This window comes from Sneathia vaginalis (genome assembly GCF_000973085.1).
GTDB lineage: Bacteria > Fusobacteriota > Fusobacteriia > Fusobacteriales > Leptotrichiaceae > Sneathia > Sneathia vaginalis.
The window spans coordinates 80721-93463 of record NZ_CP011280.1; the positions used below are offsets into that span (position 1 = coordinate 80721).

The following is a 12743-nucleotide window of genomic DNA, read 5'->3' on the forward strand; positions in this document are numbered from 1 at the left end:
ATGGCAAGAAGAGTATTTTTTAGCTTTCATTATGAAGAGGATATTAATAGATCAATGACAGTGAGAAATAGTTGGGTTACTCGAGGCAAAGAGGCTGCAGGTTTTATTGATAAGGCGGAATTTGAAAAGGTTAAAAGAAATGGCGAAAATGCTGTTTACAAATGGATAGATAAGCAACTAGAAGGAACTTCAGTTACTGTAGTCCTAATTGGCAAAGAAACATTAAACCGTCAATTTGTCCAATATGAAATACGAAAAAGCATTGAAAGAGGGAATGCAATAATTGGGATTTATATACATAACATTAGAGATGTGAGAACTCAAAGAACATCAGTAAAGGGTAATTCACATACTGTTATTGGATACTATAATGATTGTACACCTATGTATTTTGACTCTATTTGTGATGGTTTATATGACTATTCGGAAGATTATGGATATTATAATTTGGGAAGCTGGATTGAAAAAGCAGCACAAAAAAAAGGAAAATAAATGTAGTAAGTTGATAAAAATAGCGAGGTGATAGGTTATGAAAGAGATTTTTGAGAAAGGAGAATTTAGTAAATATAGGATTAATAACTTACAAAAATCTAAGTGTGCTATTAAAGAGTCTTTTGCTTTTTTTGAGGAAAAAGTTCCTATCTTTATATCACATAAACATGAGGATTTAGATGATTTAAAGGGTATTATAGGATTTCTTGAAAAAAATTTTAATGTTATTGCATATATTGATAGTAGTGATTTATCTATGCCTAAAATAACATCTGGAGAGACTGCTAAAAAAATTAAAGATAGAATAAAAAAATGCAAAATGTTTATTTTATTAGCCACTGATGGAGCAGTCGAATCAAAATGGTGTAATTGGGAGTTAGGATTTGCTGATGCGATTAAAGGGAAAAAAGTTGTACTTTTTCCTATGAAAGAGAAGGGGAGTAACTATAAAGGAAATGAGTATATGGAAATATATTCATATATAACATATTTTTATGGGCGAGAAAAATATAATTCAGGGAAAAAAGTGAATGCAGGATATTATGTTATGACAAAATCTAAAGGTAAAAAATCTATAATTTCACTTTCAAGTTGGCTAAAAGAGTAATTGGTTATGGGAAAAACAAAGAGACAATTTAATAAAATTTATATTAAATATAAAAAGAAATTTAAAAATCCAATTCAACAAGTTTTGATGTTAATGCCGCAAACTTTTTCAGGCGATAATATCGTTAATACATTTAAAGAGTTATATCCATATATGTGGGATGATTTGAATAAACAGTATAAATTTTGGCATAATAAGAATGTGCTTTTGCTTAGGCATTGCAGAAAGAGCAGATATAATTTTAGGAAACCATACAATTTTATTTTAGATTGTGCTTATCATAGTGCGAAGAAACTTAGAAAAGATAAGAACAGAATTATTTTGGAAAAAGATGAGGTGGGGAATTTAAAAAATGAAATAAAGAAGCTATCAAAATCCAAATTTAATAAAAGAAAACAAAAAGTCGACGGCACATTAAGATTTATTCAAGAAATAGAACCATCATATACATCATTTTTTATAGATAGATATTTTAATACTTACGACTTGCATCAAAAATTAGAGATAATGAGAGAGCTTTCAAAATATAAATCATCAAATATTACAGAGTTTTTTTACAAGGTTAATTCATGTACGAGAAATTTTTCTTTAAAAATAGAAGCCCAAAACTATATTCAATCTATTGGATTACCATTTATGTTAAGACGTAAGAAAAAAGGTAAGAAAAATTATAATGATAACGAAATTATAAAAAACAATTCAGGTCCTGAAGTTTTAAAACAGAGATTGTACGTAGATGATTTAGAAAAGGTGAAAAGATTTGATATTTTTATATCTCATAACTCTAGTGATATGAATCAAGTAGTTGAATTATATAAAAAACTAAATACAAAAGGATATGTGGTTTATATAGATTGGGTTAATGATAAATATGATTTGAAACGAGAATGGTGTAATGCTTCAACATCAGAAATTATTAAACTAAGAATACATCAAAGTAAGAATTTTATAATATTTTTAACAGAATCGACTCTTAAATCGCAGTGGTGTTCATGGGAACTTGGATATGCAGATGCTTTGAATAAAAAAATTTATGTTTATATTTCACCCACTTTTAAAAATAAAGATATTCCTATTTTATATAAAAGTTACACTGAAATAAAAAGTGTTGATGAAATTATAATAGAAAATTATTGAAATAATGTGAATTGTATATAACATATAAATTTCATAGTATATTTTAGAAGAATGCTCATGTATTAGGGTGTTCTTTTTTTATATTTTATCAAGTGTAACACGTTTGATATATAATTATTTTTTCTACCCCTTGGGATTAGTCACCCGAGGGGTTTTTGAATGCTATAAACAAAAATATTTGATCCCCTTTTATTTATTTTACATTTTGGTTAAAAAATGATAATGCCATATTATTGTTTAAAATTATATGTTTTCTCCAAGCAAAACAATGCAGGTTAAAAAATAAACATACATTTAATAAAAATGTTCTTTTTTTTTTTTTTTTTAGCTAAAATATACTTGACTACTATAGAAATATTAAAATATTTTTTTAAAAAGGAGAAAAATTATGAAAAAGACATTATTACTAACTAGCTTAGTTGCATCAATGGTTGCAATGGCTGGAACAACTGGATCAGTAAAATCATTTGCTGAATCAGAAGCTAAATTTGAAACAAAGAAATCTGTTTCAAATGATCAAAAAGAAGTAGAAACAAAAACAACAAAGAGTTATGAAGTTGGAAAAATTGGAGTAGAAACTGAAGTTAAGGTTAAAGGATCAGGATTAAGCTTTGGTGGAACATTCCAAGCTGAAAAATTATCATTAGATCCAGCACCAACAAAAGATAAATTCTTAGACCACTCTAAAGTATGGGCTAAATATGAATTACCAGAAATAAAGGGTGTTAAATCATTCGTAAAAGCAACAGCTGAACCTAAGTTTATAGGTACAGCTACAGATAAAGGATCAGCAGAACTTGAAGGACAAGTAAGTTACAAATATGGTGAATTTACATTTGGTTTAAACTCAAAGACTAACTTCCCATTTGTACAAAAAACAGCTAACGTTAATTATGGAACAGATGTTAAATCAACTCACAAATTATTCGTTGAAAGCGAAGAAAAGAAAGATGTATTCGTTAAAGGATTAAAAGATGTAAAAGCAAGTCTTGAAATTAAACACAACTATGCAAAAACAGTTGCAAAAGCTGGAGATAGAGTAGACTATGTTTCAGGAGAAGCATCAGCAAAATATGATGCTGTAAAAGATCTTGAACTTGAAGGTAAAGTTGCATTTAAGAAGAACATATCTGGTAAAGAAATTGGAGATTATGAAATTTTAGGAACTAAACTATTTGAAAAAGCAAATGCTAGATATATACACTCATATGAATTAAAAGGAACATATACAGGTGTTAAACACTTATCATTATCTGCAAATCCATTTGTTGTTCATGTAAATGTTTCAAAAGAAGTTACAAACAACAAATTAAAGAGAAATGATGACGTTTTATACGGTGTAGAACTTGGTGCAGAATACAAGATGTTAAATGACAAATTAACATTAACAGGTAAATCATTACTTGCAGGTATACATATTAAAACTATAGATGAAACAGCAAGTGAAGATTCTAAAAAATTAGTCAAAGAAAATTTAGGTGTATTTGTATTTGATGCAAACGCTAAATATGACTATAGTGTAACAGATAAATTCACAGTAAGTCCTGAAGCAAATGCTAACTTAGAACTATTAGTATCTAAACCAGCAGATAAATTAGTTACTAAACCTACATTAACACTAACTCCAAAAGTAAGTGCAAAATATGTTCCAGTAGAAGGATTAACAATTGAAGGTGAAGTTTCAGTACCAGTTAAATTTGGTGTAGTTACTAAATCATTCGAAAAAGATTCAAATGATAATACTAAATATGTTTCTACAAAACCAGTTAATGGATTTGGATATGATTCAACTTCAATTAAGACAAGCTTAAACTTAAAATATGAATGGAAATAGTTATCAACACGTTTGATATATAATTGTTTTTTCTACCCCTTGGGATTAGTCACCTGAGGGGTTTTTGTTTGTTGTATATAAAGAAACTTTAATATAGTTAATAAAAAAATAGAATGAGTTAAAAAATAATATAGCATAAAAAGTGAATAAATAAACAAGAAAATAAATGTAGTATTATTCTAGTTAAATATTAAACATACATTTAATAAAAATGTCCTTTTTTTTTTTTTGGCTAAAATATACTTGACTACTATAGAAATATTAAAATATTTTTTTAAAAAGGAGAAAAATTATGAAAAAGACATTATTACTAACTAGCCTAGTTGCATCAATGGTTGCAATGGCTGGAACAACTGGATCAGTTGAAGGATATAACGAAAATGAAGCTACATTTGTAAAAGGTGCAAAACCAACTTTCGTAGCAAAGAAAACAGGAGTTAAAACAGAAGTTAAAGTAGAAGGAACAGGATTTAGCTTTGGTGGAGACTTTAAAGCTGAAGATCTTGAATTAGGTAAAGTTACAAAAGCTAACTACTTAAATCATTCAAGTGTATGGGCTAAATATGAATTACCAGAATTAACTAAGGGACTTAACGTATATGTTAAAGGAACTGTTAGTCCTAAGTTTGCTGAAGATTTAGATTATGAATCAGTTCCAGATACATTAGAAGCAGATATTAATAAATCATTAACATTATCTGGTGTAAAAGATACTGAAAAAGATAAGATAAATGCAGTATTAGTTAGATTAGCTAAAGAAAAAGGATTAAGCGATGAATCAATTGCTAAAATTATAGCTAAGAAAGGTGAAGAAAAAGCTACACAAGTAACAGAATTAGTTAATGAAGAAAAAGCAGCAATAACAAAAGCAAATAAAAAAGATAAATCATATGATAAAGGTAGTGCAGAATTAGAAGGACAAGTAAGCTATAAATATGATGTATTAACATTTGGATTTAATTCTAAGACTAACTTCCCATTAAGTAATAAATCTTACAACACAACTATAGAAGGTAATGGTGATGTAAAACACCATATTGCTCCTGCAGAAGACTATGGTGCAACAGTTAAATCAACTCACAAAGTATTTGTTGAAAGCGAAGAAGGTAAAGATGTATTCGTTAAAGGATTAAAAGATGTAAAAGCAAGTCTTGAAATCAAACATAACTATAAGAAATTAGTTACAACACCTGGAGAAAGAGTAGACTATGTTAAAGGAAATGTTGAATTAGCATACGATGGTGTAAAAGACTTAAGAATAGATGGAAAAGCTGACTTTACTGTAAACGTAAATGGTCCTAAGAAATTAGGTAACATTAAATTAGGTGACTACAACTTAGAAGACCTTGAATTAGGTGGAGTAGTAAGCAATATGCCTGTAGACTTCGTTCACAGCTACAATGCAAAATTAACTTACACTGGTGTTAAAGGATTAACATTAGCAGTAGCTCCATTTGTAAGTCACAGTCAATTAAAGATTGGTAGTCTTTTAGTTCCAGCATTAGGACATACATATGTATTAGATAAAGATTTAAATAATGCATTTGCTGCATTACAATCATTAAAATTTGATAACGTAATGTATGGAGCATCATTAAATGCACAATACAAGATGTTAAATGATCAATTAACATTAACAGGTAAAGCTCTATTATCAGGAGATAGCTTGTTCGTATGTGGAATAAATGTAGCAAATCTAGGAGTAGTATCATTAGGAGCAAATGCTAAATATGATTACAAAGTATCAGATAAATTTACAGTAAGCCCTGAAGCAGATGCTAAATTAGACTTATACATTGCAAGTCCAGTAACTGTACCATTCTTAACATTAACACCAAAAGTATCAGCTGAATACAAACCAACTGACACATTAACATTAAAAGGTAGTGTAGAAGCTCCAGTTAAATTTGGTCCAACATTAGATGGTAAATTTGGATATAAACAAGCACAAATTAAGACAAGTTTAAACTTAAAATATGAATGGAAATAGTTATCAACACGTTTGATATATAATTGTTTTTTCTACCCCTTGGGATTAGTCACCCGAGGGGTTTTATTTTTTCTTACATAGTAGTTGACAACTTTAAACCACATAGGTATAATTAATGTAGTTAGGAGGTAAAAATGGAAAGTAATTTAGCTAAAAAATTGTTTTTTGCAAAAGAAGCAGCGAAGTATCTTAATATATCTCCACAGAGATTAAATATTTTAGTTAAAGAAGGTAAAATTACCCCATTAAAGAAAGATCCTTCAGGAACTATATTTTATATAGACGAACTAAAAAAGAGAAAAGAAGAACAAAATATTTTTAATAAAGATATTCGAGGAGTTGAAAGAGGAATGTTTAAAATTGATACTAATGAAAAAAAAGAAGCATTAAATTTTGCTACTTTAATGAATTCATTAAATATTACAGAACAGAAATTAGACCCTTTATTTACAAAATTTAGTGAAATAGTAGATGTAACAGTATTCATGAATAGTGATGAAAACATATTAAAAGAGTATTCTAAATTTTTCAATATAGATATTGAAAAATTAAAAAAAGATTTTGAGATTGCAAGAATAGCGTTTTCTAATCTAAAACCTACAGATATGATAGTAAAGAGAGGAACTAGAAATTATCCTCCACTTTTATTAGCGACTAAGCAAGCACCTCGATTTTTGTACTTAAGAGGGAATAAAGCTTTGTTATTTACTGAAAGAACAGTTGCACTTGTTGGTTCAAGACAAGCATCACAGATATCCAAAGAAAATACAAGAAAATTAGCAAAAGTTTTAGGTAATAATGGCATTACAATTATTTCTGGTTTAGCTAAGGGCATTGATGTAACTGCTCATAGATCAGCATTAGAATCTGGATTTAATACAATTGCTGTTATAGGGACAAATTTAAATCAGTATTATCCTATGGAAAATAAGGCAGTTCAATTAGAAATAGAGAAAAAAGGACTAATAATTTCTCAATTTTCACCAGCAACTAAAACAAAAAATTGGTTTTTTCCATTAAGAAATGGGGTTATGAGTGGCTTGTCTTTAGCTACAGTTATTATGGAAGCTGGAGAAACTTCAGGGGCATTAAAACAAGCAGATTTTGCACTTAAGCAACAAAGAGAAGTTATTATACCTAAAAGTGCATTAGAACTAAAAAATATTACATGGCCAGAAAAATATATAAAAAAAGGGGCTAAAGCTGTTGAAAATTCTAAAAGAATACTAGAAATACTTGCAGATAGCAATATTTTTAAAGTTGAAAAAAAAGAAAAATATACCCAATTAAGTTTTGATGATATACCTACTTCTAAAAAAAATCGTGTAGCACATATTGTAAGAGGAGAATAAATATGTTTACAGTTACTGAGGAATTAAAAGGTCTAGTAATAGATTATGATAGTTTTGAAAATATATCTGTTGATGAAATTAGAAGTTTAAATAATGAAATTAAATGTATAATAATAACATCAAAATTTGATAATAAAAAATATTTTGATACAGAATTAAAAGGTATAAATATTTTATATTTAGATGCTTCTGAGAAGAATCTTTCTCCAAATATATATATACACATAAAAAAATATTAGATATAATAAATTTAAAAACAACTGAAATTGGTTATTTTTCAAGTGATTATTTTTTTTTAAAAAGAGCATATATTTTTTTAAGTACAACAATATGGATTTCTGACATAGTTGATTATGATAGCACTAAAGCATTACCAGATATAATTATAGATGATATAGCGTCATTTATTAAAATATTAAAGGGAAATAGTTTAGGTTTTTTTGGAGAAAATTATATATTTTCTTCAGAAAAACGTTTAGGGACAGTTACACAAACAAGCTTTAATGTTGGAAATGAAAAGATTCCTATTTATATTGCTGGAAGATACTTTGGAAGTAATCATTATATGAAAGAATTACATCCTTATTCTAGAGCGATATCTTTAAATAAGAGAGAAAAATCTAGATGTAAAAATAAATTTAATATTGAATTTAAAAATATTTTTTTTAGAATAATTAATATTATAAGTAAAAATAATATTGTTTATGGGGTTTTATCAGTGCCAGTTAAGCCTAGTAAACAAAATAGATTTTTAGAATTATTAGATTATATTAGCCAAAAATGTAACTTAAAAAATTTGAGTTCAGAATTCTTATGTATAGAAAATTATTCAGATCAAAAGGAATTAAATTCAGAGGAACGAGAAAAAAATATAAAAGGTGTTTTTAAATATAATGGTAATTTGAAAGGTAAAACTATTATTTTAATTGATGATATAATTACAACTGGTGCGACATTACGAGAATGTATTAAAGTTTTAAAAGATGCTGAAGCAAAAGAAATTATTATTGTCGTTTTAGCTATTAATCAAATTGAGTCATACTATTATACATTAAATACACCTGAAGTTATTTGCCCAGTATGTAGAGAGATTATGAAACTAAATGCGAATGGTGAAACTAAAGAATTTTTCTACTCTTGTATAAAATGCTATAAAAATAAAGGAAAAAGTAAAACTATAGGATTCAGTTATGCTTTGAAAAAAGTTCTAGAAGAAGAAAATGAAAAATTAAAAAAAGTTAGAGAAAATGAAGACTTTTCATTTTAGTTGTTATAATTAAATAAAAATGGGTTAAAAAATTAAAAGTTATAAATTTATGGAATGTATTTTATGTGTAATACTACATAAGTTAATTTTCTAAATTTTATAATTAGAAGGATAATACTAATAATAGAAACAAAAATACCCCCCACCTTCTACCCTTTGGGATTAGTCACCCGAGGGGTTTTTGTTGTTTTACCTCCCTATTAGTGTTACAATACCTTGAGGTGATTAAATGTTAATAGATGAACTATTTCGTGAAATAGATGAAAATAAAGATCTTATGGTAAAGATTAGAAGACATCTACATATGTATCCTGAAGTGTCTTTTGGAGAAGTTAATACTTCTAAGTATATTAGTGATTTTTATGCTTCTCTTGATTGTGAAGTAAAGACAAATGTAGGGGGTAATGGTGTTTTAGTCGCTATTGATACAGGTAATGCTGGTCCTAGTATAGGACTTCGTGCTGATTTTGATGCACTACCAATACAAGAAGAAACTGATTTAGAATATTCTTCTAGAGTAAGTGGCGTAATGCATGCTTGTGGACATGATGCACATACGGCTTACCTTATGGTCTTAGCTAAGATATTAATAAAGCACAAAAAAGAATTAAAAGGTAAGATATATATTATACACCAACACGCTGAAGAAATGACTCCTGGTGGTGCTATAGGCATGATAAAAACAGGGTTGTTAGATAATATAGACAACTTCTTTGGAATACATGTTATGAGTGAATTTGAATTAGGTAAGGTATATTATCATAAAGGTGAAACACAACAAGGAAGATCTAAATTTACAATAAAATTAATAGGTAAAGGTGGTCATGGTTCATCACCTCATAGTGCAAATGATGCAATAGTTGCAGGTTCATATCTTGTTATGGCACTACAAACAATAGTATCAAGAAAATTAAGTCCTTTTGAAAATGGAGTTGTGACTATAGGGTCATTTGATGGTAAAGGTACATTTAATATTATCAAAGAAAGTGTTACAATTACTGGAGATGTTCGTGCTATGAGTGATAAGACTATGAAAAAGATAGAAGAACAAATCTATAGTATAGCTAACGGAGTGGCACAAACATATCAAATGAAGGTAGATGTAGACTTTAAGCTAGACTATCCTATACTGTATAACGATAGTGATATGACAGATTTAGTTATATCTGCAGTTAAGTCTAGTGGATTACCAGTAGAAGATTGTGGAGCATTACCACCATCAGAAGATTTTTCACACTATGCAAGACTTAAACCTTCATGCTTCTTCTATGTAGGAGCAAACAAAAAAGGAACTAAATCATATCCACATCATAATTCACATTTTGTAATAGATGAAGGATGTTTAGAAATATGTGCTAAGGCTCTAGCTTCTGTAGTTGTTAAATATATGTCTTGAAGTAAAAAAAAGGCTACAACCTGTAGACCAAAATAAATACATCTTGAAATAAAGCAAAAGTCATGCTAAAATTAATTAAAGAAAAGAAAAATGGAACTGACCCTAGGACCCCTCCTAGGGCTTTTTTTATCTGAGATTAGAACTAGCTATTAGTCTTAAAGTGTGTGTTAGACCCCTTATTGTTTTTGATAGTTCAAATATATTTTCATACCAACCAACATTTGCAAATGATCCATCACCTATATGTTGTATATCGACACCAATAATTTTATTCTTTAATGCGATATATCTAATCACTTCTTTTGAAGAACTTTCTTGACTAGTTCCTATTGTAGACATACAAAGTTTTTTGTTCTTGTGAGCATATTTAACTATGGTTGTTAAATCACTTTCTGATAATCCAGGAACTGTACCTACAGCAGGGACTAATAGTATGTCTATTCCACTTTCAATAAATTGTTTGGCAGTTTCTAAGTTTATTACATCTTCATCTATACCACTAGAATGCATTTTACCTGCTATTATTATTCCCTTATAGTATTTTTTACTAAGTTTAATACATTCTAATATATCAGTATTTCTTACATTAGTATTAGGATTAGCAGTTAGACATATGAAGTCGAATCCATATTTATTTGCAAGTAAAAGAGCTTCCTTATTACAGTCTTTAGGCTCTATATTAACCCCTACAGGACGACCTACAAGTTTTCTTAAGTAACATATAGGATCATTTGTTTCAGGTAGAGCTTGTATTTGTATATCGAATAGATTTATACAATTAAGGAGTATAAGATCAGCACCAAAGGCTCTAGCTATTTCACTATTAGTCACATTAAAACAAAGTGTGGCAGAACTTGCCACATTTTCACTTAAAACAGTTCTACCACAACTTAGTTTTATAGCCTCTAGAAGTTCATCTTTACTCATATTTAGTAGTTCACTAGAACTACAAGATAAAAGTCTTTTAGCCATTATTTTTTACCTCACATAATTTTATTAACTTAGAAACTAAGTTTTTTATTTCAATACAAGACATTAAATGGTCTTGTGCATGAACAAAAAGAACAGATAATTCAACCTTTTCACCATTTACTTCTTTTTGTATTAAATTTGTTTGTATTTCATGAGCTTTTAAAAGGTATTCATTTGCTTCATCCAGTTTTTTGTAAGCTTCATCTATTTTACCTTCTATTGCAAGGTCTAGTGCTTCATAGCAAATACCTTTTACACAACCAGCATTGCTGATTATTTCAAATACTATTGTTTCCATTTCTTCTTTCATATTTACCCCTTAAAATCCATTATTATCGCTTAATTCTTTAAACCAATAACCTGATTTTTTTATATATCTTTTTTGTGTGTTATAGTCTAGTTCTATAAATCCATATCTATTTTTGTATGCATTAAGCCATGACCAACAGTCTATAAAGGTCCAGTGCATGTATCCCTTACAGTTAGAACCTTCTTCTATTGCTTTATGTAATTCAACTAAGTGTTGTTTTATGAAGTCGATTCTATAGTCATCTTGTATTATGCCATCTTTTTTAAACCTAGATTCATCTTCAACACCCATACCATTTTCAGCAACAAACCATTCAATATTTCCATAGTTATTTTGTATATTTTTAGCTATATCATAAAGTGCGTGTGGGTATATTTCCCAACCACGATACTTATTTATTCTTCTACCTGGCATAACATATGAATCATAATAGTATGTAGGCATGAAAGGTGCATTATCATTAGGCAAATTAGCCTTTGCACAAACTCTTAGTGGTTGGTAGTAGTTAATACCTAAAAATGATACTGTATTTTCTTTTATTATTTTCAATTCTTCCTCAGTGTATGATGGAAGAAGATCATGTTTTTTTAATATTTCAACTAAGTCTTTGCTATATTCACCCTTAACACAGGGATCAAGGAAGGAGTTAGTCGCAAAAAGGTCAGCTATATGAGCAGCTTTAACATCAAATTCATTATTAGATCTAGGGTAGCTAGGTGTAATATTCAATATTATTCCTATCTTACTTTTAAGATTTAATTTTTTAAATTCTTTTACTGCTAATGCACTAGCTAGTGCTATGTTATATGCCACTTGTACTGCTTTTTTTGAATCTACCTCTAATGGATAGTGATACTGAAGTAGGTAACCACATTCAACAGAAACTATTGGTTCATTGAATGTAAACCAACTATCAACTAAATCACCAAAAAGTTCAAAACAAGTTTTTGCATACTTAGCATAAAGCTTTACTGTTTCTTTTTGAACAAATCCATTGTATTTTTCTTGGATGTATAATGGTGTGTCAAAGTGATATAGATTAACAAAAACTTTAATTCCATTTTCTTTTAATAAAGAAAAGTAGGAGTTATAGAAAGTGACTGCTTTTTGATTTATATTTCCCTTATCATCTATTAATCTTGCCCAAGAAATAGATGTTCTATATGCTGTGTGGCCAGTTTGTTTTAGTAGTTTTATATCTTCTTTAAAATGTTTGTAAATTGTACTTGTAGTTTCAGGTCCAATATTATCATGGAATTTGTATGGACTGTCACTAAAAAATTTATCCCAAACAGTTAACATTTTACCATCATTTTCTAAACGTCCTTCACTTTGTTCTGCACTAGTAGAAGAACCCCAAAAGAATCCGTCTTTAAATTTTATCAT

The 12743-nt window shown here is 28.5% G+C and carries 12 protein-coding genes; 9 read left to right on the plus strand and 3 right to left on the minus strand.

All coding sequences use genetic code 11. The features are described 5' to 3' along the window. The 9 genes from VC03_RS00380 (at position 1) to VC03_RS00420 (ending at position 10075) form a co-directional block, all read left to right on the plus strand. On the plus strand, positions 1-492 hold the full coding sequence (locus tag VC03_RS00380; protein ID WP_046328158.1) for a TIR domain-containing protein: 492 nt from the start codon (positions 1-3) through the stop codon (positions 490-492). 37 nt (positions 493-529) lie between these two features. After that, positions 530-1099, plus strand: a complete 570-nt coding sequence (locus tag VC03_RS00385; protein ID WP_052727636.1) for a toll/interleukin-1 receptor domain-containing protein — start codon at positions 530-532, stop codon at positions 1097-1099. 6 nt (positions 1100-1105) lie between these two features. Continuing rightward, entirely contained in the window at positions 1106-2236 is a 1131-nt protein-coding gene (locus tag VC03_RS00390; RefSeq protein WP_046328159.1) for a toll/interleukin-1 receptor domain-containing protein, read from the plus strand. 388 nt (positions 2237-2624) lie between these two features. Next, positions 2625-4070 carry a hypothetical protein gene (locus tag VC03_RS00395; protein WP_046328160.1) on the plus strand — a complete coding sequence of 482 codons (1446 nt, stop codon included), beginning with the start codon at positions 2625-2627 and terminating at the stop codon, positions 4068-4070. A gap of 292 nt (positions 4071-4362) precedes the next feature. Next, positions 4363-6060 (plus strand): TonB-dependent receptor, encoded by a 1698-nt coding sequence (locus VC03_RS00400; protein WP_046328161.1) that lies wholly within the window; start codon positions 4363-4365, stop codon positions 6058-6060. Between the two features lie 134 nt (positions 6061-6194). Then, entirely contained in the window at positions 6195-7412 is a 1218-nt protein-coding gene (locus VC03_RS00405; RefSeq protein ID WP_046328162.1) for a DNA-processing protein DprA, read from the plus strand. Positions 7413-7414: 2 nt separating this feature from the next. Then, positions 7415-7651, plus strand: coding sequence for a hypothetical protein (locus tag VC03_RS00410; protein WP_046328163.1), 237 nt, complete (start codon positions 7415-7417; stop codon positions 7649-7651). 326 nt (positions 7652-7977) lie between these two features. Beyond that, on the plus strand, positions 7978-8679 hold the full coding sequence (locus VC03_RS06495) for a phosphoribosyltransferase family protein (protein WP_052727637.1): 702 nt from the start codon (positions 7978-7980) through the stop codon (positions 8677-8679). 229 nt (positions 8680-8908) lie between these two features. Continuing rightward, entirely contained in the window at positions 8909-10075 is a 1167-nt protein-coding gene (locus VC03_RS00420; protein WP_046328164.1) for an amidohydrolase, read from the plus strand. Positions 10076-10201: 126 nt separating this feature from the next. Here VC03_RS00420 and VC03_RS00425 read toward each other — a convergent pair whose 3' ends face one another. From VC03_RS00425 to VC03_RS00435, 3 genes are read right to left on the minus strand one after another with little or no spacing between them, the layout of a single operon-like run. Continuing rightward, positions 10202-11047, minus strand: coding sequence for a DUF7916 family protein (locus VC03_RS00425; RefSeq protein WP_046328165.1), 846 nt, complete (start codon positions 11045-11047; stop codon positions 10202-10204). Next, positions 11040-11357, minus strand: coding sequence for a PTS lactose/cellobiose transporter subunit IIA (locus tag VC03_RS00430; protein ID WP_046328166.1), 318 nt, complete (start codon positions 11355-11357; stop codon positions 11040-11042). The genes VC03_RS00425 and VC03_RS00430 overlap by 8 nt, the downstream gene beginning before the upstream one ends. Before the next feature lie 9 nt (positions 11358-11366). After that, positions 11367-12743 (minus strand): glycoside hydrolase family 1 protein, encoded by a 1377-nt coding sequence (locus VC03_RS00435; RefSeq protein WP_046328167.1) that lies wholly within the window; start codon positions 12741-12743, stop codon positions 11367-11369.

Excerpts from the sequence above, each read along its gene's own strand:
- VC03_RS00420 (WP_046328164.1), top strand. The coding sequence starts at position 8,909 with ATGTTAATAGATGAACTATTTCGTGAAATAGATGAAAATAAAGATCTT.
- VC03_RS00400 (WP_046328161.1), top strand. The coding sequence starts at position 4,363 with ATGAAAAAGACATTATTACTAACTAGCCTAGTTGCATCAATGGTTGCA.
- VC03_RS06495 (WP_052727637.1), top strand. The coding sequence starts at position 7,978 with ATGAAAGAATTACATCCTTATTCTAGAGCGATATCTTTAAATAAGAGA.
- VC03_RS00395 (WP_046328160.1), top strand. The coding sequence starts at position 2,625 with ATGAAAAAGACATTATTACTAACTAGCTTAGTTGCATCAATGGTTGCA.
- VC03_RS00435 (WP_046328167.1), bottom strand. The coding sequence starts at position 12,743 with ATGATAAAATTTAAAGACGGATTCTTTTGGGGTTCTTCTACTAGTGCA.
- VC03_RS00410 (WP_046328163.1), top strand. The coding sequence starts at position 7,415 with ATGTTTACAGTTACTGAGGAATTAAAAGGTCTAGTAATAGATTATGAT.
- VC03_RS00380 (WP_046328158.1), top strand. The coding sequence starts at position 1 with ATGGCAAGAAGAGTATTTTTTAGCTTTCATTATGAAGAGGATATTAAT.
- VC03_RS00405 (WP_046328162.1), top strand. The coding sequence starts at position 6,195 with ATGGAAAGTAATTTAGCTAAAAAATTGTTTTTTGCAAAAGAAGCAGCG.
- VC03_RS00390 (WP_046328159.1), top strand. The coding sequence starts at position 1,106 with ATGGGAAAAACAAAGAGACAATTTAATAAAATTTATATTAAATATAAA.
- VC03_RS00430 (WP_046328166.1), bottom strand. The coding sequence starts at position 11,357 with ATGAAAGAAGAAATGGAAACAATAGTATTTGAAATAATCAGCAATGCT.
- VC03_RS00385 (WP_052727636.1), top strand. The coding sequence starts at position 530 with ATGAAAGAGATTTTTGAGAAAGGAGAATTTAGTAAATATAGGATTAAT.
- VC03_RS00425 (WP_046328165.1), bottom strand. The coding sequence starts at position 11,047 with ATGGCTAAAAGACTTTTATCTTGTAGTTCTAGTGAACTACTAAATATG.